The organism is Type-F symbiont of Plautia stali, assembly GCF_059731105.1.
Genome location: NZ_AP035909.1, coordinates 3796772 through 3819032, shown reverse-complemented (window position 1 = coordinate 3819032; position 22261 = coordinate 3796772). Strand labels below are relative to the sequence as shown.

23 protein-coding genes are annotated in these 22261 nt (G+C 58.6%); 16 read left to right on the top strand and 7 right to left on the bottom strand.

The window, feature by feature from the left end:
• Positions 1-25: 25 nt before the first annotated feature.
• Complete coding sequence (iolG, locus tag AC6I7A_RS18250) at positions 26-1036, top strand: bifunctional inositol 2-dehydrogenase/D-chiro-inositol 1-dehydrogenase (protein WP_009087818.1); 1011 nt, start codon at positions 26-28, stop codon at positions 1034-1036.
• Positions 1037-1083: 47 nt separating this feature from the next.
• A complete protein-coding gene (gene iolE, locus AC6I7A_RS18245; protein WP_009087817.1) occupies positions 1084-1980 on the top strand; it encodes a myo-inosose-2 dehydratase in 897 nt (298 codons plus the stop codon).
• A gap of 52 nt (positions 1981-2032) precedes the next feature.
• Here iolE and AC6I7A_RS18240 read toward each other — a convergent pair whose 3' ends face one another.
• Positions 2033-2587, bottom strand: a complete 555-nt coding sequence (locus tag AC6I7A_RS18240; protein WP_009087815.1) for a DcrB family lipoprotein — start codon at positions 2585-2587, stop codon at positions 2033-2035.
• Between the two features lie 117 nt (positions 2588-2704).
• Positions 2705-3370, bottom strand: coding sequence for a 7-cyano-7-deazaguanine/7-aminomethyl-7-deazaguanine transporter (locus AC6I7A_RS18235; protein ID WP_058956960.1), 666 nt, complete (start codon positions 3368-3370; stop codon positions 2705-2707).
• A 204-nt stretch (positions 3371-3574) separates the two neighbouring features.
• Between AC6I7A_RS18235 and tusA the strand changes: the two genes are divergently transcribed.
• Complete coding sequence (gene tusA, locus AC6I7A_RS18230) at positions 3575-3826, top strand: sulfurtransferase TusA (protein WP_009087811.1); 252 nt, start codon at positions 3575-3577, stop codon at positions 3824-3826.
• A 52-nt stretch (positions 3827-3878) separates the two neighbouring features.
• On the opposite strand, the gene AC6I7A_RS18225 is transcribed toward tusA, so the two are convergent.
• Together AC6I7A_RS18225 and AC6I7A_RS18220 are read right to left on the bottom strand one after the other, a co-directional pair.
• Complete coding sequence (locus AC6I7A_RS18225; protein ID WP_058956961.1) at positions 3879-6167, bottom strand: zinc/cadmium/mercury/lead-transporting ATPase; 2289 nt, start codon at positions 6165-6167, stop codon at positions 3879-3881.
• A 93-nt stretch (positions 6168-6260) separates the two neighbouring features.
• Positions 6261-6890 (bottom strand): lysoplasmalogenase, encoded by a 630-nt coding sequence (locus AC6I7A_RS18220; protein WP_009087807.1) that lies wholly within the window; start codon positions 6888-6890, stop codon positions 6261-6263.
• A 145-nt stretch (positions 6891-7035) separates the two neighbouring features.
• On the opposite strand from AC6I7A_RS18220, the gene AC6I7A_RS18215 reads away from it, so the two are divergent.
• Positions 7036-7392, top strand: coding sequence for a DUF2500 domain-containing protein (locus tag AC6I7A_RS18215; RefSeq protein WP_058956962.1), 357 nt, complete (start codon positions 7036-7038; stop codon positions 7390-7392).
• Between the two features lie 26 nt (positions 7393-7418).
• Here AC6I7A_RS18215 and AC6I7A_RS18210 read toward each other — a convergent pair whose 3' ends face one another.
• The gene (locus AC6I7A_RS18210) at positions 7419-7691 is read right to left on the bottom strand and encodes a DUF1145 family protein (protein ID WP_009087803.1); all 273 of its coding nucleotides are present in this window, start codon (positions 7689-7691) and stop codon (positions 7419-7421) included.
• On the bottom strand, positions 7681-8280 hold the full coding sequence (gene rsmD, locus AC6I7A_RS18205) for a 16S rRNA (guanine(966)-N(2))-methyltransferase (protein ID WP_009087801.1): 600 nt from the start codon (positions 8278-8280) through the stop codon (positions 7681-7683). The genes AC6I7A_RS18210 and rsmD overlap by 11 nt, the downstream gene beginning before the upstream one ends.
• 232 nt (positions 8281-8512) lie before the next feature.
• Here rsmD and ftsY point away from each other — a divergent pair, with 232 nt between their 5' ends.
• The 4 genes from ftsY to rpoH all read left to right on the top strand — a co-directional run bounded on the left by ftsY (position 8513) and on the right by rpoH (position 12958).
• On the top strand, positions 8513-10213 hold the full coding sequence (gene ftsY / locus AC6I7A_RS18200) for a signal recognition particle-docking protein FtsY (protein WP_058956963.1): 1701 nt from the start codon (positions 8513-8515) through the stop codon (positions 10211-10213).
• Between the two features lie 5 nt (positions 10214-10218).
• A complete protein-coding gene (ftsE, locus tag AC6I7A_RS18195) occupies positions 10219-10887 on the top strand; it encodes a cell division ATP-binding protein FtsE (protein WP_009087798.1) in 669 nt (222 codons plus the stop codon).
• Complete coding sequence (gene ftsX, locus AC6I7A_RS18190; RefSeq protein ID WP_009087796.1) at positions 10877-11860, top strand: permease-like cell division protein FtsX; 984 nt, start codon at positions 10877-10879, stop codon at positions 11858-11860. The genes ftsE and ftsX overlap by 11 nt, the downstream gene beginning before the upstream one ends.
• A 240-nt stretch (positions 11861-12100) precedes the next feature.
• Positions 12101-12958: an RNA polymerase sigma factor RpoH gene (gene rpoH / locus AC6I7A_RS18185; RefSeq protein ID WP_009087795.1), complete on the top strand. Its 858-nt coding sequence runs from the start codon at positions 12101-12103 to the stop codon at positions 12956-12958.
• Positions 12959-13012: 54 nt separating this feature from the next.
• Here the strand turns inward: rpoH and panM are convergent, their stop codons facing one another.
• A complete protein-coding gene (gene panM, locus AC6I7A_RS18180) occupies positions 13013-13435 on the bottom strand; it encodes an aspartate 1-decarboxylase autocleavage activator PanM (RefSeq protein WP_009087793.1) in 423 nt (140 codons plus the stop codon).
• Between the two features lie 395 nt (positions 13436-13830).
• Between panM and AC6I7A_RS18175 the strand changes: the two genes are divergently transcribed.
• The 8 genes from AC6I7A_RS18175 (at position 13831) to ugpE (ending at position 22260) form a co-directional block, all read left to right on the top strand.
• Positions 13831-14943: a branched-chain amino acid ABC transporter substrate-binding protein gene (locus AC6I7A_RS18175; RefSeq protein WP_009087791.1), complete on the top strand. Its 1113-nt coding sequence runs from the start codon at positions 13831-13833 to the stop codon at positions 14941-14943.
• Positions 14944-15077: 134 nt separating this feature from the next.
• Positions 15078-16004: a high-affinity branched-chain amino acid ABC transporter permease LivH gene (livH, locus tag AC6I7A_RS18170; RefSeq protein WP_009087789.1), complete on the top strand. Its 927-nt coding sequence runs from the start codon at positions 15078-15080 to the stop codon at positions 16002-16004.
• A complete protein-coding gene (locus AC6I7A_RS18165; RefSeq protein WP_058956964.1) occupies positions 16001-17272 on the top strand; it encodes a high-affinity branched-chain amino acid ABC transporter permease LivM in 1272 nt (423 codons plus the stop codon). Before livH ends, AC6I7A_RS18165 begins: the two co-directional genes overlap by 4 nt.
• Positions 17269-18036 (top strand): high-affinity branched-chain amino acid ABC transporter ATP-binding protein LivG, encoded by a 768-nt coding sequence (livG, locus tag AC6I7A_RS18160; protein WP_009087785.1) that lies wholly within the window; start codon positions 17269-17271, stop codon positions 18034-18036. The genes AC6I7A_RS18165 and livG overlap by 4 nt, the downstream gene beginning before the upstream one ends.
• Before the next feature lies 1 nt (position 18037).
• Positions 18038-18751, top strand: a complete 714-nt coding sequence (livF, locus tag AC6I7A_RS18155) for a high-affinity branched-chain amino acid ABC transporter ATP-binding protein LivF (RefSeq protein WP_033736083.1) — start codon at positions 18038-18040, stop codon at positions 18749-18751.
• Between the two features lie 405 nt (positions 18752-19156).
• On the top strand, positions 19157-20473 hold the full coding sequence (gene ugpB / locus AC6I7A_RS18150) for a sn-glycerol-3-phosphate ABC transporter substrate-binding protein UgpB (RefSeq protein ID WP_498004076.1): 1317 nt from the start codon (positions 19157-19159) through the stop codon (positions 20471-20473).
• Between the two features lie 57 nt (positions 20474-20530).
• Positions 20531-21418, top strand: coding sequence for a sn-glycerol-3-phosphate ABC transporter permease UgpA (gene ugpA / locus AC6I7A_RS18145; protein ID WP_009087778.1), 888 nt, complete (start codon positions 20531-20533; stop codon positions 21416-21418).
• A complete protein-coding gene (ugpE, locus tag AC6I7A_RS18140) occupies positions 21415-22260 on the top strand; it encodes a sn-glycerol-3-phosphate ABC transporter permease UgpE (protein WP_046100748.1) in 846 nt (281 codons plus the stop codon). The genes ugpA and ugpE overlap by 4 nt, the downstream gene beginning before the upstream one ends.
• Position 22261 lies beyond the last annotated feature (1 nt).

Sequence of the window (22261 nt, the reverse complement as noted above, 5' to 3'; positions counted from 1 at the left end):
GTACGAACCCTACACAGGTGTAATTATGACTTTGAAACTTGGCGTCATCGGTACAGGTGCAATCGGTCAGGAACATATTCGTCGCTGCAGCCATGTGCTGCAGGGGGCACAGGTGGTGGCGGTCTCTGACATTAATGTCGAGGGTGCGCGTGCCGCCCTGCAGCGCCTGAACATTGAAGCGGAGGTTTTCCAGAACGGTCACGACGTGATTCAGTCACCGGATGTCGAGGCGGTGCTGGTCACCTCATGGGACCCCACCCATGAAGAGTTCACCCTGGCGGCGATTGCCGCCGGAAAGCCGGTGTTCTGCGAGAAGCCGCTGGCGATGAGTGCCGAAGGCTGCCGCCGGGTGGTGGAGGCGGAGATGAAGGCGGGAAAACGGCTGGTGCAGGTCGGCTTTATGCGGCCTTACGATGCGGGCTACCGCGCGCTGAAAAAAGTGATCACCGATGGCGATATTGGTGAGCCGCTGATGCTGCACTGCGCGCACCGCAACCCGACGGTGCCGGAGAACTACACCACGCCGATGGCGATCACTAACACCCTGATCCATGAGCTGGATGTGCTGCGCTGGCTGACAAATGATGACTACAAAACGGTGCAGGTGGTCTTCCCGCGCGTCACATCGAAGACGCATGGGCAGCTGAAAGATCCACAGATCGTTCTGTTCGAAACCCGGAAAGGGGTGCGCATCGACGTCGAGATTTTTGTGAACTGCGCCTACGGCTACGACATCCAGTGTGAAGTGGTGGGGGAGGAGGGCATTGCGCGTCTGCCCGAACCCTCCTCCGTGCAGCTGCGCAAAGAGGCGCGCCTGTCGAACACGATCCTGGTCGACTGGAAAGATCGTTTTATCGAGGCGTATGACGTGGAGCTGCAGGCCTTTATTAATGACATCAGAGCAGGCCAACTGACCGGCCCTTCGGCCTGGGATGGTTTTGCCGCCTCGGTGGCCGCCGATGCCTGCATCAAAGCGCAGAACAGCGGGGCGATTGAGCCGGTAGAGATGCCGCCACGTCCTGATTTCTATCGCTGATTCAGCCCTGTATGCGGCCTCGCCGCGCTCCGTCCGGGAATAAGATGATGAACAAAGAAAATGTAAAACTGGCGATCGCGCCGATTGGCTGGACCAACGATGACATGCCAGATCTCGGCCATGAAAACACCTTTCAGCAGACCGTCAGTGAGATGGCGCTGGCGGGCTTTACTGGCAGCGAAGTGGGCAGCAAATACCCGCGCGATCCGGCGATCCTGAAACCGATGCTCGATATCCGCGGCATCGAAATCTGCAACGCCTGGTTCAGTACCTTCTTCGCCAACGGCGATAAAGCAAAAACCATCGATGAGTTCATCAATCACATGAACTTTCTCCATGCGATGGGGGCGCGGGTGATTGGCTGTTCTGAGCAGAGCAAAAGTATTCAGGGCACCCCGCTGGCGGTGTTTGAGCAGAAACCCATTTTCAGTGATGAGGAGTGGCAGTTAACGGCCGACGGCTACAACGAACTGGCACGCCTCGCGGCAGAGAAGGGGATGCGCGTCACGCTGCATCACCACATGGGCACCGGCATTCAGACCACCGAAGAGATTGACCGCTTTATGGCCATGACTGACGATCGGGTCGGATTGCTCTATGACACCGGCCACATCTACTACTCCGAGGGGTCACAGCAGCAGATGCTGGCGGTGCTGGAGAACTATCTGCCGCGCATCTTCCATGTTCATCTCAAGGATGTACGTGATGAGGTGGTCGCGGCGGTTCGCGAGAATCATCTCTCCTTCCTGGAGGGGGTGAAAAAGGGCACCTTCACCGTTCCGGGTGATGGCGTAATCGACTTTAAGCCGGTGTTTAAAATTCTGGATGAGTATGGCTATCAGGGCTGGATGGTCGTGGAAGCGGAGCAGGACCCGGCACTGGCTAATCCGTTTGAATATGCGGTCAAAGCGCGAAAATATATTCGTGAGAATGCGGGGTTATAAACAGCTCTGAGAATGCTGGCCTCCCTGCAATGCAGAGAGGCCAGCGATCGGCTTATTTCAGCGAGATGCTCTTCACGATGTTGTCAGCATCGCTCTGCGCCTGCTGCTGATTATCGCCTGGCAGCGTAATCTGCAGCGTCACCAGCTTGCCGTCCACCTTCGCCAGTACCACCGAAGACCAGGAGGTCTGGTTGTTGGCAGAGATCACCGTATCCAGCTGCTGAGCAGGCTGATCTTTCAGCGTTACCGCTTTGTTCGACACCACCTGCAGCTGCGGGTCGCGGTTACGCTGCTGCTGCTCCATACGCTGCGACAGCACATCCAGCGCTTCGCTGGTCGGCTCACCGGCAATCACGATGATGGCGCGGGCTCCGGTTTCATCCGCATAGACATGCATATTGGTCGTCTGCGAACCCAGTTTGCCGCTTTTGTCTGACATGCCTGGCGGCAGTGAGAAGCTCAGTTTGCCATCCATCAGCGTCACGGTTTGCGCCGACTGACTGGCGCTGACGCCGTTGTCATTCGCCGCGTCATCTTTCTTCTGATCGCAGGCCGCTAAGCCCAGAACCAGTAAGCCCATTCCTACATATTTCACCAGGTTACGCATCAGAATCCCTTTTTAAATTTCCGGTCAGGCATCAGTACAACAGGAATCAGGCTGCAAACGCAACCTGATGATTGTCAGAAGATCTTAGCGGGTAATGGCGGAAAAATGTATGGCGGATTAGCCGAAATTTACCTGGCGGGCAGTCTGGCGCTCAGCCAGACGTTTCAGCGCGGCGTTAAGCAGCACACCGTAAGCGGGCAGGAAGAAGACCATGCAGATCAGCACCTTGAAGCTGTAATCCACCAGCGCAATCTCCACCCAGTGCTGCGCCATAAACGCATCGGGACTTTTATAAAAGGCGATAAAGAAGAAGGCCAGCGTATCGCTGATATTTCCCAGGAACATGGCGCAGCCCGGTGCGACCCACCACTGCGGCAGGCGGCGCAGGCGGTTGAAGACGTGAACGTCGAGGATCTGCCCCAGTGCGTAGGCCATAAAGCTGGCGCAGGCGATGCGGGCCACGAACAGGTTCATCTCTTTCAGTGCCTGCCAGTCCTGCCACTCTCCCTGATAAAACAGCGACGAAACGCCGTAAGAGATAAACAACGCCGGGATCATCACCGCCAGGATAATACGACGGGCCAGCGGTGCGCCAAAAATACGCACGGTGAGATCGGTCGCCAGGAAGATAAACGGGAAGCTGAACGCGCCCCACGTGGTGTGGAAGCCAAAGACAGAAACAGGCAGCTGAACCAGGTAGTTGCTCGATGTGATCACCAGCAGGTGAAACAGCGACAACCAGAAAAGCGCATGCATGCGCTGACGCGAAGAAAATGCGAGCATAGTCAACCTTTTTAATGTTGGGGTGAGGGAACCCATTGCGGGACACCGTTCGGGCGGTGCCAGGCAGTTTTATGAGCAAAAAGCGGCGGCATATTACCGCGTTGTGCTTTTTATGCAATGGTTAATTTTAGCGCAATCGTTATCGCCTTGCGTCACGGTCAGCACGCGCTAGAATGAGCGCCCCTGACCTGAAGCGAGTTGAATATGAGCGATCTTTTTTCCTCTGCCGACCATCAGCTGGATGCCCGCGGCCTGCGTTGCCCGGAGCCGGTGATGATGGTGCGCAAAACCGTACGTGGCCTGCAGGAGGGTGAGACCTTACTGATCATTGCCGACGATCCCGCCACAACCCGCGATATTCCCGGCTTTTGCCGCTTTATGGAACATGGTCTGCTGGCGCAGCAGACGGAGACGCTGCCCTATCAGTTTCTGATCCGCAAAGGGATGGCGGGATAACCCCAGCCGCACCGGCCGCTGTTATCCCCGGCCCCTGGCCAGCGCTGCGCGCTCAGTCGCGGTGGCGCAGCAGGCGCAGCGCGTTGGCCGTCACCAGCGCGGTCGCACCGGAATCCGCCAGCACCGCCAGCCAGAGTCCGGTCAGGCCCAGCAGGGTCGTGACCAGAAAAATCGCCTTCAGCCCCAGCGCAATGCCGATATTCTGACGGATAATGCGGCGTGTCCGGCGCGCCAGCGCAATCATCGGGGCCAGTTGCGTGAGCTGATTCCGCGTCAGCGCCGCATCGGCCGCTTCCAGTGCCACATCGGTGCCGCTGCCCATGGCAATGCCCAGCGTTGCTGCTTTCATTGCCGGTGCATCATTGATGCCATCCCCGACCATCGCCAGCGGCTGCTGCTGACTCAGCTCACGGATAGCGGCCACTTTATCGGCGGGCAGCAGGCTGGCGCGATAATCGATCCCCAGCTCGCGGGCGAGCGTCGCGGCGGCGCGCGGGTTATCGCCGGTCAGCATCAGGCTCTCAATGCCGAGCCGGTTCAGCCCCTGAATGGCCGCCACTGCATCGCTGCGCAGCCGATCGCGCAATGCCAGCGCACCCAGCGCCTCACCGTCGCGCATCAGCACCACCAGGGTGTTACCTTCCTCCTCCTGCTGTGAAATCTGCCTGCGCTGCTGTGCGGTCAGCCCTGGCGCATGAGCGGGCGTCAGCAGTTCAATCTGCTGCTCTGCTACCCGGGCCCGGATGCCGCGTCCGGCCAGAACCTGCTGATCCCGTGCATCCGGCATCGGCAGATGACGCGCCTGGGCGGCCGCCACAATGGCGCTGGCCAGCGGATGGGTCGCTCCCTGTTCGGCTGCGGCGCTCAGCGCCAGCATCTCCGCTTCACTGGCCGCGCCAAACCGCAGGATCTGCGTCAGCTGCGGCTTGCCCGGCGTCAGGGTGCCGGTTTTATCAAACGCGACTCTGCGCAGCGAACTCAGCCGCTCCAGCGCCGCGCCGCCTTTGATCAGCGCACCCTGCCGTGCTGCTGCCGCCAGCCCGGAGGTAATGGCCGCAGGGGTGGAGATCACCAGCGCACAGGGACAGCCGATCAGCAGCAGGGTCAGGCCTTTGTAGATCCACGGCTGCCAGTCGCCTGCGCCGAGCAGGGGCGGCACCACCATCACCAGCAGCGACAGCAGCATCACCAGCGGCGTGTAGAGACGGCTGAACTGGTCGATAAAGCGCTCGACCGGGGCACGGTGTGTCTCCGCCTCTTCAATCAGCTGCAGGATACGGTCAATAGCGCTTTCACCCGGTTCCGACACCACTTCCAGCTCCACCTGGCGATCCACGCTGGTGGCACCGGCAGGAATCGTTTCGCCGCTGGCTCGCGTGACCGGCAGTGACTCACCGGTCAGCGCGCTCTCATCGAAGCTGGCGAGCGGGCTGATTAACCGGCCGTCGACCGGCAGTCGGCTGCCCGCCGCCACTTCAATCCGATCGCCGGGGCGCAGCGCCGTGAGGGGAACTTCCGTGCGCTGACCCCGTTGCAGGCGGATCGCGGATTCAGGCCGTAACGCCATCAGGCGGGTCACCCCGCTGCGCGCTCTGGCGGCGGCATAGCCTTCCAGCTGTTCACCCAGCTGAAACAGCAGCAGCACCATCGCCGCTTCGGCGTGGGCGCCAATGATCAGCGCGCCCGCCGACGCCAGCGTCATTAATGTTTCGATGGTAAACGGCGATCCGCTGCGCAGGCGCTGCCAGGCGCCGCGTGCCACCGGTGCCAGCCCGATGAGCGTGGTCAGCACAAACAGCCGATCGCCCCAGGCGGGTGCGAACTGGCCGAGAACGCTGCTGAGCAGTACCAGCAGCGCCAGTAAAAGCAGCATCCGGTTTTGCTGCCAGCCCGGACGGGCGGCGGGAGTGACTGAGGAGGCTGATGAGGCCGTCAACTCAAATCCGGCTTTCCTGACCGCCTGTTCGACAGCGTTCCGGACATCCTGGCTGGCGCTGACGACGAGCTTCTCACTGCTGAACAGGACGCGGGCGTCGGTGACGCCGCTTATCTGGCGCACGGCCGTCTCAATGGTGCGGGCGCAGCCGGGGCAATCCATCCCGCTGACCTGCCAGCTAAAGGGGTAACCGGCGTCTCGCCGGTCGCTTTCCTCTGCGGCGTCGGCCTCCGTGCCAGGGCTGCTGTTGCTTTCACAGCAGCAGCCTGCCGTATCAGCCGTTACGGGTGTCGCAGCATGAACAGAAAGGGAGAGGGGACGGGCCTGGCGAACCTGGCACAGCGGTTTTGCTGCAGCGTGACTGGCACGGGGTTTGCCGCAGCCACAGGCGTGATGTTGGTGCATATGACCTCCGGAGCGTAAGAAGAGCGGGATGAGCCATGCAGCTCATCCCTTATCCTACACTCTGGAGTGGACTCCAGAGTCAAGCCGCTTTTATCACACCACCCACAAGGAGCGCACGATCATAAAGTGACCGGCAAAATAGCAGGCGGCGACGATGGCGCTGTCGGCGGTGAAGCGACGACGGTAGTGAGAGACAAACCAGATGATGTTTGCCAGCAGCAGCAGCGCTGAACCCACCATGATGGAGAAGCTGTAATCCGTCGGACGGAAGAAGTACTGCTCGGTGGCGATCCAGGTCATGACCAGGGTCATGCCGATGAAGGTGCAGACGGGCCAGCGCAGATCTTCCAGTCGGCTCCACAGCACGCCAATCAGGGCGACACCGATGATCAGCAGCGTCAGCGGGATCGGCCAGAAGAAGGTCATGGTCATGCTGGCGGCGAAGCAGAGCGTATAGAGCAGATGCGACAGGAAAAAGGCCCCTACGGCATAGAGCATCTGCTGACGCGGCAGCAGCGTCAACGCATCACCGATCAGGGTTGCGATCAGCCCCGCCAGAATCAGGTAGTCCGTGGTCTGCAGCACCGGTGCCTGCCAGGCCAGACCCACCAGCAGCAGCAGGGTGACCGGTTTAAACAACCAGCGTTGCCACTGCGGGCCGCGATAGGTGGCATCGACATAGAGCCAGCCGGAGAAAAGGACAGCGAGGAAAGACCAGAGCATTGTTTCTCCCTTTTTTATTCAGAATGATGAAAGATCCCAAAATATCCCTTCCAGTTTAGGTTACGCCTCAGAGATGTGACAATCAGGCAACTCTGGTTGTATCCTTTGCTCCCTGTTTCATCATCTCCTCAGGCACAGATTCACCATGAGTAAACCCCCGCTGATTTTTATTATCGTCCTGGCGGTTATCGCCGTGCTGGCCACGCGTCAGTTCATCAAGCAACGCCGCGAAGGCGCGGTCAATGACGCGTCACCGGTGCGGGCGTTGCAGGCTGAAGTCAGAACCAAACGGGAATTTCCGGCACCCAATCGCCGTTCACGGCAGCGGGAAGTGATCGCCGGCGAAGAGATGCGGTATGAAGCCCTGTTTCATCCGCTGAACGGGGCCAGCGATATTAAGGTGCAGATTAAAGAGGCGGAGTACCATCAGCTGGATAAAGGGGCGAAGGGCGAACTGAAGATGCAGGGCACGCGCTTTATCAGCTTCACGCCCGTGCAGTAACTGGCGGGCGTGACGCCCGCCCGGCACTATTTTTTGCGCGGGAAATGTTTCTTCTGCCAGGCGACCAGCTCGAAAACCCCGAACAGAAAGACTTTGATCTGGGTGACGCGATCGATAGGCGGCGCGTCTTTAGTCTGCGTGGCGCGCAGCAATACCAGCTGCAGACCGTGCATCATGATCATGAAGAACAGCGCCACGTTGATAAAGTAAGTCAGCGGTTTCGGGTAGGGATGCACCACGTTAGCCAGTAAAAATCCCCACACGCAAAGCATCAACAGACGCCCCAAATTAAGTAACATCCTGCGTCTCCTGTTGACGTTGATACAAACGATAAGCCACCTGTCCGGCTATTTTCTCGCGATAAAGATCCCACGCTGGCGGCACCGGCGGTGCGCCATTTTCCACTTCGCTCTCGACATAAATCAGCGCCTGATCGGCCAGCCAGTGATTCTGCTCCAGCAACTGCAGCGTCTGGGCCAGCAATCCCTGACGAAACGGCGGGTCGATAAACACCACATCGAAGGGTTCGCCCGGCTGCGCCAGCCAGTTTAGCGTATTGGTCTGGATGACGGTGCCGTTGCTGGCGCGCAGAGTCTGCAGATTTTTTGTCAGCTGCTGCGCCACCGGACGTTCCAGCTCCAGCAGGGTCGCCGATCCAGCATAGCGTGACAGCGCTTCCAGGCCTAATGCGCCGCTTCCGGCAAAGCAGTCGAGGCAGCGCGCCTCGGGCAGCACCGGGGCCAGCCAGTTAAACAGCGTCTCTCGCACCCGGTCGGTGGTGGGGCGCAGTCCGGCACTGTCCGGCACCGGCAATTTACGTCCGCGCCACTGGCCGCCAATGATACGGATCTGCCCGGTTCCGCCTGTACTGCGGGGGTTTTTATTCATCTTGCTCACAACTCGTCATAATTTGTTGCGTAGTTTAACGGGCGAATCGGTGAGAAGAAACGTTAAAAAAGGGTGCTGTGGTGAGCTGGCTGGAAAGTGTTAGACTACTGAGTTGCTGAAGTCATGCATTATTCTGCGGTTTACGCCGGTCTGGCGATGACCAACTTTCATTGATTTACCCCTGGAAACCCTGCGCGACCGGGACAAAGCCATCGAGGAGTGTAGTCACACAATGGCAAAAGAGAAAAAACGTGGCTTTTTTTCCTGGCTGGGATTTGGCAAAGAGGAAGAGAAACAACCTGCAGCGGAAGAGCAGACACAACAGGTCGCAGAACCCGCTCAGCAGCAGCCAGAACAGGAAGCCCCGGCTTTAAGTCAGGCAGAAGCACAGGCGGAAGAGACGGTTGCCATTACCGAAACGGTGGCCAGCGAGCAGCATGAGGCGGACGTGACCGCGGCCGCGCCATCTGAAGCGGCACCGGCGGCGCTGGATGACGCTGGATCTGTCGTTACCGAATCTGACGCTATCACTGAATCTGCTGCACCTGAACATGACGACGCGCCGGTCATTGACGCCGACGCGGTGGTCATGCCGGTTGAGGATGCCGTCTCCTCAGACGCACCGTTAAGTGACGAGGAGCTGACGGCGCTGGCACTGGGCGATGCCGCCGTCGTTGAAACGACACCGGATGACGCCGTGGCTCCGCTGAGCGAAGCGGAGCTGACCGCGCTGGCGCTGGGTGACGCAGAGATTATCGACACGCCGCATAGCGACGCGGATGCCCTGTACAGCGAGCAGGATTCTGCCGCACGGGCAGAGGACGATGCGGATACGGAAACCCTGCCCGGCGAGGCCGACGCGCCGCTGAGCGAGGAAGAGCTGACCGCGCTGGCGCTGGCCGACGCGGAGGTGATCGCTGAGGAACCGGCGGACGAGAGCGCCTCTGATACCGTCAGCGATCTGCCGCTGGCCGCTGCGCCATTCATCGCCCAGGAGCAGGAGCGTCCCGCCAAAGAGGGCTTCTTTGCCCGCCTGAAACGCAGCCTGGTGAAAACCCGTCAGAACCTCGGTTCCGGTTTCATCAGCCTGTTCCGGGGCAAAAAGATTGATGACGATCTGTTTGATGAGCTGGAAGAGCAGCTGCTGATTGCGGATGTAGGTGTCGATACCACGCGCCGCATCATTACGCATCTGACCCAGCAGGCAAACCGCAAGCAGCTGCGCGACGCGGAAGCGCTCTATGGCCTGCTGAAGGCAGAGATGGCGTCGATTCTCGCCAAAGTCGACGCGCCGCTGGACGTTTCAGGCAAAACACCGTTTGTGATCCTGATGGTGGGCGTCAATGGCGTGGGGAAAACCACCACTATCGGTAAGCTGGCGCGCCAGTATCAGGCCGAAGGCAAATCCGTGATGTTAGCGGCGGGCGATACCTTCCGTGCGGCAGCGGTTGAGCAGCTGCAGGTGTGGGGCCAGCGCAACAACATTCCGGTGATTGCCCAGCACACCGGCGCAGATTCCGCCTCGGTGATCTTCGATGCGATTCAGGCGGCGAAATCGCGCGGCGTGGATGTGCTGATTGCCGACACCGCCGGGCGTCTGCAGAACAAATCGCACCTGATGGAAGAGCTGAAAAAAATCACCCGCGTGATGAAAAAGCTGGATGAGTCCGCGCCTCACGAAGTGATGCTGACGCTGGACGCCAGCACCGGACAGAATGCGGTCAGCCAGGCCCGGCTGTTTAACGAAGCGGTCGGCCTGACCGGTATTGCGCTCACCAAACTGGATGGCACCGCTAAAGGCGGCGTGATCTTCTCGGTGGCCGATCAGTTCGGTATTCCGATTCGCTACATTGGTGTCGGTGAAGGCATTGAAGATTTACGACCGTTTAAGGCGGACGATTTTATTGAGGCACTGTTTGCCCGAGAGGACTAATTAGGATGATTCGCTTTGAAGAGGTCAGTAAGGCATATCTCGGCGGACGTCAGGCGCTGCAGGGGGTAGATTTCCATCTGCGCCCCGGCGAAATGGCGTTTCTCACCGGCCACTCCGGTGCCGGTAAGAGTACCCTGCTGAAGCTGATTTGTGGCATTGAGCGCCCGAGTGCCGGAAAAATCTGGTTCAGTGGCCATGACATTTCCCGTCTGCGGAACAGTGAAGTGCCGTTTCTGCGTCGTCAGATCGGCATGATCTTCCAGGACCACCACCTGCTGATGGATCGCTCGGTCTATGACAACGTGGCGATCCCGCTGATTATCTCGGGTGCCAGTGGCGAAGATATCCGTCGTCGCGTGTCGGCCGCGCTCGATAAAGTGGGTCTGCTCGACAAAGCGAAAAGTTATCCGATTCAGCTTTCTGGTGGTGAACAGCAGCGTGTCGGCATCGCCCGTGCGGTAGTGAACAAACCGTCGGTGCTGCTGGCGGATGAACCGACCGGTAACCTCGACGACGCGCTGTCAGAAGATATTCTGCGCCTGTTCGAAGAGTTTAACCGCGTTGGCGTCACCGTCCTGATGGCAACGCATGACAGCGGCCTGATCGCCCGACGCAACTACCGGATGATGACGCTGAATCAGGGACGCCTGCACGGAGGCCACGATGGTCAATAAACGCATTAAACGTCCGGCGGCACCGAAAGCAAAGCAGCCGTCGAAGAGTAAAGCGCTGAAGGGTGGCTGGCAGGAGCAGTGGCGCTATGCGCTGCGCGGCACCCTCTCTGATATGTGGCGTCAGCCGCTGGCTACGCTGCTGACGGTGATGGTGATCGCCATCTCCCTGACGCTGCCCAGCGTCTGCTACATGGTGTGGAAAAACGTCAGCCAGGCGGCGACCCAGTGGTATCCGGCACCGCAGTTAACCGTCTATCTCTCCAAGACCCTGGATGACAGCGCAGCCGAAAATGTGGTGGCGCAACTCAAGCAGGTGGAAGGGGTGGATAACGTCAACTACCTGACGCGCGAAGAGGCGCTGAACGAGTTCCGTAACTGGTCAGGCTTTGGCGGCGCGATGGATATGCTGGAGCAGAATCCGCTGCCCGCCGTCGCGATTATTACGCCGAAGCTTAATTTCCAGAACTCCGACACCATGCAAAGCCTGCGCGACCGCGTGACGAAAGTGCAGGGCGTGGATGAAGTCCGGATGGATGACAGCTGGTTTGCACGACTGGCCGCGCTGACCGGGCTGGTGGGGCAGATCGCGTCGATGATTGGCGTACTGATGATCGTGGCGGTGTTCCTGGTGATCGGCAACAGCGTCCGGCTCAGCATCTTCGCCCGGCGTGACACCATTAACGTTCAGAAGCTGATCGGCGCGACGGATGGCTTCATCCTGCGGCCTTTCCTCTATGGCGGGGCGCTGCTGGGCTTCAGCGGCGCGGTGCTGTCACTGCTGTTGTCAGAAGTGCTGGTGCTGCGCCTGCAGTCGGTGGTTGCCAGCGTGGCGACCGTCTTCGGCACCACCTTCTCGCTGGAAGGCTTCTCCTGGGATGAAGCGCTGCTGCTGCTGCTGATTGCGGCGATCATCGGCTGGGTGGCGGCCTGGCTGGCCACGGTACAACATTTACGCCGATTTACGCCACAGTAAACGCCTGCAACATTTTTTTGTTATAATGGTCCTCTGCTACCGACAGTGTATGCAGAGGACCTTTCCCCTCTTCCCTTCCTGTCATCTGTGTGTAAAATATTCACTGCTATAATTGAACTTGTGGATAACTTTCACACTCTAAGTAGCACAGATTGCTTTCGGATTTCGCGCGACGTTGACTTACTGTATCGTCTGCGCAGGGAAATGTGCGGCAATTCCATTGAATTTGTGAGGGTTTGAATGACCAAAGAAATGCAAACTTTAGCTATTGCTTCTCCGGGTACCCTGGATTCTTACGTCCGGGCTGCCAACACCTGGCCGATGCTGTCGGCAGAAGAGGAAAAAGCGTTAGCTGAACGGCTGCATTACCAGGGCGATCTGGATGCAGCTAAGACGCTGATCCTGTCACACCTACGCTTTGTAGTTCATATCGCTCGTAATTACTCCGGTTACGGCTTGCCACAGGCTGACCTGGTTCAGGAAGGTAATATCGGCCTGATGAAAGCGGTGCGCCGCTTCAACCCGGAAGTTGGCGTGCGCCTGGTTTCATTCGCCGTGCACTGGATTAAAGCCGAGATTCACGAGTACGTGTTGCGTAACTGGCGTATCGTGAAAGTCGCGACCACCAAAGCACAGCGTAAGCTGTTCTTTAACCTGCGTAAAACCAAGCAGCGTCTGGGCTGGTTCAATCAGGACGAAGTTGAGATGGTTGCGCGTGAGCTGGGCGTAAGCAGCAAAGACGTACGTGAAATGGAATCGCGTATGGCTGCGCAGGATATGACCTTTGATATGTCTGCCGACGATGAGAGCAGTGAAGGCCGCTCCATGGCCCCGGTGCTCTATCTCCAGGATAAGACCTCTGACTTTGCTGATGGCATTGAAGAGGATAACTGGGACGCACACGCCGCTGACAAGCTGAGCTATGCGATGGAAGGCCTGGATGAGCGCAGTCAGCACATCATCCGCGCCCGCTGGCTGGACGAAGATAACAAAACCACGCTGCAGGAGCTGGCCGATCAGTATGGCGTCTCAGCCGAACGAGTCCGGCAGCTGGAGAAGAACGCCATGAAAAAACTGCGTATGGCGATCGAAGCGTAATACCCACAGGGGCGACAGCATGTCGCCCCTGCTGCTTTCTGTCACCCCGGACTGTCACGCCTCTTCCGCCATCCCCTCTGCGTCATCTGTTGCCCGTATCCAGCCGTCACTCTGCGCCCGAAAACCGCACGCCTGCATAAACGCCGCCCGCACCTGCTGATCGTCACTGCCATCATCGGCAATCCACCAGTCCGCTATCGATCCGTTCTGCGCAATCGTCTCTTCCAGCAGATAGTGGCCCACACCGCGTCGCCGCGTCACGTCACGCACCGCCAGCCGGTGGATCTTGCCGTGCGTACCGGAGATTTCCAGCTGTAACCCCGCCAGCAGCCGATCGTTAAAGCGCGCCGCATAGAGACGATGGCGCTCATCCAGCCGCTGTTCCAGTTCCTGAATGTTCAGATCGGGCCAGACCTTGCCCAGATCGATGTGGTCCTGCGGCGTCAGCGTGGTTAAACGCTGGATAGTCAGCTTCATAACAAAAACCTCTAAAAAAGGGGAAAGTGCAGCGAAAGTATACAACCAGAGCGCCACCACATTTTCATCAATAAAACAGGTCAAAAGATGGCCTGGGTGCCAGGATAATAGGTGTAAACAGGTTAAGCCTGCGATCAACCCAGCATAATGCGCTGGCAAAGTGGTGAAAAACCGGCCATTGCCTCCAGTGTATTATGCTGTTTCACTCAGTCAATTCTGAATATGTCAGTTGATTTACAGAAGAAACATCCTGTTTAATAACCTGAAAAATAAAGCCTTATTACTAAAAAATGCCAGAAAAGTACGCTAACTCCTTCATGATCAATCAGTTTTCGACTTTATCTGGCAATGCACGCACTCACAACATACACGACAAAACAGATGGGGTAGTCAGGATGAAAATGAAAGGTCGCGCATTACTGGCGGGATGTGTAGCACTGGCGATGAGCCATGCGGCGCTGGCTGAAGATATTAAAGTGGCGATTGTTGGCGCAATGTCAGGTCCGGTGGCGCAGTACGGCGACATGCAGTTCGCGGGCGCTACTCAGGCGATTGAAGATATCAACGCCAAAGGCGGCGTTAACGGCAACAAACTGGTTGCGGTGAAATATGATGACGCCTGTGACCCGAAACAGGCCGTTGCGGTCGCGAACAAGGTGATTAACGACGGTATCCGTTATGTTATCGGCCATCTCTGCTCCTCTTCGACCCAGCCTGCGTCTGACATCTATGAAGATGAAGGCGTGCTGATGATTACCCCGGCGGCGACCGCACCTGACCTGACTTCCCGCGGCTATAAACTGATCATGCGCACCACCGGTCTGGACTCTGACCAGGGGCCGACCGCAGCCAAATACATTATGAGCGAGCTGAAGCCGCAGCGTATCGCCGTGGTACACGACAAACAGCAATATGGTGAAGGCCTGGCGCGTTCCGTACAGGAGAGCCTGAAAAAGCAGGGCGCGAACATCGTCATGTTTGAAGGGATCACCGCAGGCGACAAAGATTTCTCTACGCTGGTGGCGCGCTTTAAGAAAGAGAACGTCGATTTCGTCTATTTCGGCGGCTACTACCCGGAGATGGGCCAGATCCTGCGTCAGGCGCGGGCGGCCGGTCTGAAGACGCAGTTTATGGGACCAGAAGGGGTGGGCAACGCCTCCCTGTCGAACATTGCCGGTGCGGCGTCTGAGGGCATGCTGGTCACGCTGCCGAAACGCTACGATCAGGTTGAAACCAACAAACCGATCGTTGACGCGCTGAAGGCGAAGAAACTTGATCCGACCGGTCCGTTCGTCTGGACCACCTATGCCGCGCTGCAATCGCTGACCACCGGCATGGAACGTAGCAAGAGCGAAGAGCCGGACGCTATCGTGAAGAACCTCAAAGAAGGGGCTGCGGTGCCAACCGTCATGGGCAACCTGAACTGGGATGAAAAGGGCGATCTCAAGGGCTTTGAATTCGGCATCTTCAAATGGCATGCCGATGGTACCTCGACCGCAGTGAAGTAAACCAGGCGGTTTTCTGGTGAGCCGGAGGCCAGCTAAGCGGTCTCCACTGACCGGCGACACGAACGCCTGGCACGCCGCTGCCAGGCGTTTTTTGTACCCCGATCGCCTGCGATCGGATAAGTAAGGGTTAAGGTATGTCCGAGCAGTTCCTCTATTTTATTCAGCAGATGTTTAACGGTGTCACCCTCGGGAGCACCTACGCGCTGATCGCCATCGGTTACACCATGGTTTACGGCATTATCGGCATGATCAACTTCGCCCACGGCGAGGTGTACATGATCGGTAGCTATGTCTCCTTTATCGTGATTGCCGCCCTGATGATGATGGGCATCGACACCACCTGGCTGATGATTGCGGCTGGCTTTGTGATGGCAGTCATTATCTCCAGCGCTTACGGCTGGAGCATTGAACGCGTGGCCTACCGGCCCGTACGTTCCTCTAAGCGCCTGATTGCGCTCATCTCCGCCATCGGGATGTCGATCTTCCTGCAAAACTATGTCAGCCTGACTCAGGGCTCACGCGACCTGGCGCTGCCGAGCCTGATCACCGGACAGTGGACGGTGGGGGAGAGCAACGGGTTTGCCGCCACCATCTCAACCATGCAGATTGTTATCTGGGTGGTGACCTTCCTGGCGATGCTGGCGCTGACCACCTTTATCCGCTACTCCCGCATGGGCCGCGCCTGTCGCGCCTGCGCTGAAGATCTGAAAATGGCCAGTCTGCTGGGCATAAACACCGACCGCGTGATCTCGCTGACCTTCGTGATCGGGGCCGCGATGGCCGCGGTAGCAGGCGTGCTGCTGGGCCAGTTCTACGGCTCGATCAACCCCTTCATCGGCTTTATGGCGGGGATGAAAGCGTTCACCGCCGCCGTGCTGGGCGGGATCGGCAGTATTCCGGGCGCGATGATTGGCGGACTGGTGCTGGGTATCGCTGAAGCGCTGACGTCAGCCTATCTCAGCACGGAATATAAAGATGTGGTTTCGTTTGCCCTGCTGATTGTGGTGCTGCTGGTGATGCCGACCGGGATTCTGGGTCGTCCGGAGGTTGAGAAAGTATGAAGACCTCGTTTATCAACGCCCTGATCGCCTCGGTGATGCTGCTGATACTGGCCACCTTCTTTATGGGACTGCGCCTGACGCTGGATGGCACAAATCTGGTGGTGCAGAACGCGGGCAGCGTGCGCTGGAACTGGATCGCCGCAGGCTGTGCGGTGGTGTTTCTGTTCCAGCTGCTGCGTCCGGTCTGGCAGAGCAGCCTGAAGAAAGTCTCCGGTCCGTCGCTGGTGTTGCCGGGCTTTGATGGCTCAACGCCGAAGCAGAAGCTGGTGATGGCGGTGCTGATTATCGCCGCCGTCGCCTGGCCTTTCCTGGTGTCACGCGGCACCGTGGATATCGCCACGATGACGCTGATCTACGTGATGCTCGGCCTGGGCCTGAACGTGGTGGTGGGCCTGTCGGGCCTGCTGGTGCTGGGCTACGGTGGCTTCTACGCCATCGGTGCCTACACCTTTGCGCTGCTGAACCACTACTACGGCCTTGGCTTCTGGCAGTGTCTGCCGCTCTCCGGCATCGTGGCTGCGCTGTTTGGTCTGCTGCTGGGCTTCCCGGTGCTGCGACTGCGCGGCGATTATCTGGCCATTGTGACGCTGGGCTTCGGTGAGATTGTGCGTATCCTGCTGCTGAACAATACCGCGCTGACCGGCGGACCTAACGGCATCAGCCAGATCCCTAAACCGACCCTGTTTGGCCTGGAGTTCGGGCGTACCCCGCGCGAAGGCGGCTGGGATACCTTCCACAACTTCTTTGGCCTGAAGTACGATCCCAGCGACCGTATCATCTTCCTCTATCTGGTGGCGCTGCTGCTGGTGGTGGTGACGCTGTTCGTGATCAACCGGCTGTTGCGGATGCCGCTGGGCCGCGCCTGGGAAGCCCTGCGTGAAGATGAGATCGCCTGTCGCTCTCTGGGCCTCAGCCCGACCCGTATCAAGCTGACCGCCTTTACTATCAGTGCCGCCTTTGCCGGATTCGCCGGCAGCCTGTTCGCGGCGCGCCAGGGCTTTGTCAGCCCGGAATCCTTTACCTTTGTCGAGTCCGCCTTTGTGCTGGCGATTGTGGTACTGGGTGGCATGGGATCGCAGTTCGCGGTGATCCTGGCTGCCATTCTGCTGGTGGTTTCCCGCGAGCTGATGCGCGATCTCAATGAGTACAGCATGCTGGTGCTGGGTGGCCTGATGGTGCTGATGATGATCTGGCGTCCGCAGGGCCTGCTGCCGATGAAGCGTCCGCATCTGAAGCTCAGAACCGGTAAACAAGGAGAAGAGGCATGAGTCAGCCTTTATTAGCCGTTGAAGGCCTGATGATGCGCTTCGGCGGTCTGTTAGCCGTAAACAATGTGGCGCTGGAGCTGCGTCCGCAGGAGATCGTTTCGCTGATTGGCCCTAACGGTGCCGGGAAAACCACGGTGTTCAACTGCCTGACCGGCTTTTACAAGCCAACCGGCGGCAGCATCACATTGCGTGACCAGCATCTGGAAGGCCTGCCGGGTCAGAAGATTGCGCGCATGGGCATTGTGCGAACCTTCCAGCACGTACGCCTGTTCCGTGAGATGACGGTGATTGAGAACCTGCTGGTGGCACAGCATCAGCACCTGAAGAGCGGCCTGTTTTCCGGCCTGCTGAAAACGCCCGCGTTTCGCCGCAGTGAGAGCGAAGCGCTGGATCGCGCGGCGACCTGGCTGGAGCGGGTCGGCTTACTCGACCTGGCTAACCGTCAGGCGGGCAATCTGGCCTATGGTCAGCAGCGCCGGCTGGAGATCGCGCGCTGCATGGTGACGCGCCCGGAGATCCTGATGCTGGATGAGCCGGCAGCGGGCCTCAACCCCAAAGAGACCCACGAGCTGGATGCGCTGATTGCGGAACTGCGTGGCGAACACAAGGTTTCGGTGCTGCTGATCGAACATGATATGAAGCTGGTGATGGGCATCTCTGACCGCATTTACGTGGTCAATCAGGGAACGCCGCTGGCTAACGGAACGCCGGAAGAGATTCGTAATAACCCGGATGTCATTCGCGCCTATTTAGGAGAGGCCTGAGATGGCAAATGCGATGTTAACCATTGAGAACGTCAGTGCGCATTACGGCAAAATTCAGGCGCTGCACAACGTCAGTCTTTACATCAATCAGGGCGAAATCGTCACCCTGATTGGTGCCAACGGCGCCGGAAAAACCACGCTGCTCGGCACGCTGTGCGGCGAACCGCGCGCGACCCAGGGCACCATTACCTTTGATGGCAAAACCATCACTGACTGGCAGACGGCGCGCATCATGCGTGAAGCAATTGCCATCGTGCCAGAGGGGCGGCGGGTCTTTTCGCGCATGACGGTGGAGGAGAATCTGGCGATGGGCGGCTTTTTTGCCAGCCGTCCGGACTACCTGTCGCGGATTAAGCGCGTGTATGAACTCTTCCCGCGTCTGGCGGAGCGTAAAATCCAGCGCGCCGGCACCATGTCCGGCGGTGAGCAGCAGATGCTGGCCATTGGCCGTGCGCTGATGAGCCAGCCGCGCCTGCTGCTGCTGGATGAGCCGTCGCTGGGACTGGCACCGATCATTATTCAGCAGATCTTCGACACCATTGAGCAGCTGCGCAGCGAGGGGATGACCATCTTCCTGGTGGAGCAGAATGCCAATCAGGCGCTGAAGCTGGCGGACCGCGGCTATGTGCTGGAGAACGGGCATGTGGTGCTGGAAGACACTGGTGCAGCCCTTCTCTCCAACGAAGCCGTCCGCAGCGCTTACTTAGGTGCCTGATGGGGCACGGCCTGGCTTGCTTGCCAGGTTCCGGTTGGGCAGTGCTCGCCATCCTCACGTACTACGTGTACGCTCCGGTGGCTGCGCGCTGTCCGCCCGCAACCTGCCTGCGCCGCCGACGGCCTTTGAAAGTGATGCGGAATGTGCCGACTACGGCCTTCAGCTTCAGTGAAGTGAAAGTCGCAGTCAGGCCTTTTCAGCGTCTAATCGCGCTGCAATTTATGTAACTAAAAACTGGCAGCGTGGGCGTTTTGCCGCCGCGCTGCCAGCGTCCTCTTTTCCTGAATAAAGCCTGTCACCCGCCTGTCATCTGCCTGTTATTAATCCGTCATTTCCCCGTGTCATGTTACTTCGCGAACCAGAAATCCGTGATTTCACGCGTATTTACCTGCACAGGAAAATTCTATGTCCGTCGTTACCTTTCGCCGTAGCCTGATGAGCGCGCTGCTCGGTCTGACCCTCAGCGGCCATGCCATCGCCGCCACCGAGATCCCTTTCTGGCACTCCATGGAAGGCGAGTTAGGCAAAGAAGTCGATTCGCTGGCTCAGCGCTTTAACCAGACCCATCCCGATTACAAAATCGTTCCGACCTACAAAGGTAACTACGAGCAGAGCCTGGCGGCCGGGATCGCAGCAGTGCGCAGCGGCAAAGCGCCTGCGGTGCTGCAGGTTTATGAAGTGGGCACGGCTACCATGATGGCTTCACAGGCGATTGTGCCGATGCATCAGGTTTTCAAAGATGCCGGCATCCCCTTTGATGAAAAGCAGTTCGTGCCAACGGTCGCGGGCTACTACAGCGACAGCAAAGGCCAGCTGATCTCTCAGCCGTTCAACAGCTCTACCCCGGTGCTCTACTACAACAAAGATGCCTTTAAGAAAGCGGGTCTGAATCCCGATCAGCCCCCGAAAACCTGGCAGGAGCTGGCCACGGATGCCGCCGCGCTGCGCAAGTCGGGCATGAGCTGCGGCTACGCCAGCGGCTGGCAGGGCTGGATCCAGATCGAAAACTTCAGCGCCTGGCATGCGCTGCCGGTCGCCACGGAAAATAACGGCTTTGACGGCCTGGATGCGGTGCTGGAGTTCAACAAACCGGTGCAGGTGCGTCACATCGAAATGCTGGAAGCGATGAACAAAAAAGGGGACTTCACCTATTTTGGCCGCAAAGATGAGCCGACGGCGAAGTTCTACAACGGCAACTGCGGCATCACAACCGCCTCCTCCGGTTCGCTGGCCGATATCCGCCACTACGCAAAATTCAACTTCGGCGTCGGCATGATGCCGTATGACGACACCGTAAAAGGCGCGCCGCAGAACGCCCTGATCGGCGGAGCCAGCCTGTGGGTGATGAAAGGCAAAGATGCGGCAACGTATAAAGGCGTCGCGGAGTTCATGCAGTTCCTCGCGAAACCGGAAATCGCGGCGGAATGGCACCAGAAAACCGGCTACCTGCCGATTACCACTGCCGCCTATGAGCTGACGAAACAGCAGAGCTTCTACGACAAAAATCCGGGTGCAGATATCGCCACCCGTCAGATGATGAACAAGCCGCCGCTGCCGTTCACCAAAGGCATACGTCTGGGCAATATGCCGCAGATCCGTGCCGTGATTGACGAAGAGCTGGAGAGCGTCTGGACCGGTAAACAGTCGCCGCAAAGCGCGCTGGATAACGCGGTCAAACGCGGCAACGAACTGCTGCGTCGCTTCCAGCAGCAGGTGAAGTAATCTGCCCGACAGGGCCAGTGCAGGCTGGCCCTCTCTCTTTCTGAATCAGAGTGCGCTATGTCTTCTTCTCGCCCGGTTTTTCGTACCAGCCTGCTGCCTTATCTGCTGGTGCTGCCGCAGCTACTCATCACTGCGGTCTTCTTTCTCTGGCCTGCCGGTGAAGCGCTGTGGTACTCGCTGCAAAGCCTCGATCCCTTTGGCCTCTCCAGCCGCTTTGTCGGACTGGAAAATTTCAGACGCCTGTTTGCCGATCCCTACTATCTCGATTCGTTCTGGACCACTCTGACATTCAGCGGCATGGTCACGGGGTTCGGCATGCTGTTTTCGCTGCTGCTGGCGGCGCTGGTCGATTATGTCGTGCGACTGCGCCGCCTCTATCAGACCCTGCTGCTGCTGCCCTACGCCGTTGCGCCAGTGGTGGCCGCGGTGCTGTGGATGTTTCTGTTCAATCCCGGTCTGGGCCTCTTCAGCTACCTGCTGCACCACATCGGCTATGAGTGGAACTATGCGCAGAACAGCGGACAGGCGATGTTCCTGATTGTTCTGGCGTCGATCTGGCAGCAGATGAGCTACAACTTCCTGTTCTTTTTCGCTGCTCTGCAGTCGATCCCGAAATCGCTGGTGGAAGCCGCCGCGATTGACGGTGCCGGGCCGGTGCGACGCTTCTTCAACCTTTCCCTGCCGCTGATTGCGCCGGTGAGCTTCTTTCTGCTGGTGGTGAATCTGATCTATGCCTTCTTCGACACCTTCCCGGTGATCGACGCGGCTACCGGCGGCGGGCCGGTACAGGCGACCACCACGCTGATCTACAAAATCTACCGCGAAGGCTTCACCGGTCTGGACCTCTCCTCGTCGGCGGCGCAGTCGGTGGTGCTGATGCTGCTGGTCATCGGGCTGACGGTCATCCAGTTCCGCTTTGTTGAACGTAAGGTGCAATACCAATGATTGAGAATCGACGCGGGCTGGATCTCTTCAGCCACCTCGTGCTGGTACTGGGCGTGCTCACCATCCTGTTTCCGCTCTATGTCGCCTTTGTCGCCGCAACGCTGGATAACGAGGCGGTCTATCAGGTGCCGATGACGCTGGTGCCCGGCACCCATCTCTGGGAGAACGTCTCACGCATCTGGACTCACGGCGTCAACGGCAGCGGCCCGGCATTTGGTCTGATGCTGCTTAACAGCATGATCATGGCGCTCGGCATTACCTTCGGCAAAATCACCGTGTCGATGCTGTCGGCGTTTGCGCTGGTCTGGTTTCGCTTTCCGCTGCGCACGCTCTTCTTCTGGCTGATCTTTATCACCCTGATGCTGCCGGTGGAGGTGCGTATTTTCCCGACGGTGCAGGTGATTGCCGATCTCAATCTGCTCGACAGCTACAGCGGGCTGACCCTGCCACTGATGGCTTCAGCAACCGCCACCTTCCTGTTTCGTCAGTTTTTTATGTCGCTGCCGGATGAGCTGGTCGAAGCGGCGCGCATCGATGGGGCCAGCGCGATGCGCTTCTTTATCGACATCGTGCTGCCGCTCTCCAGAACCAATCTGGCGGCGTTATTTGTTATCACCTTTATCTACGGCTGGAACCAGTATCTCTGGCCGCTGCTGATTATCAATGACGCCAGCCTCGGCACGGCGGTGGCGGGGATTAAAAGCATGATCTCCAGCAGCGGTTCGCCGACCCAGTGGAACGAAGTGATGGCAGCAATGTTATTAACCCTGATCCCACCACTGGTGGTGGTATTGGTCATGCAGCGTGCCTTTGTGCGCGGTCTGGTTGAGAGTGAGAAATAAG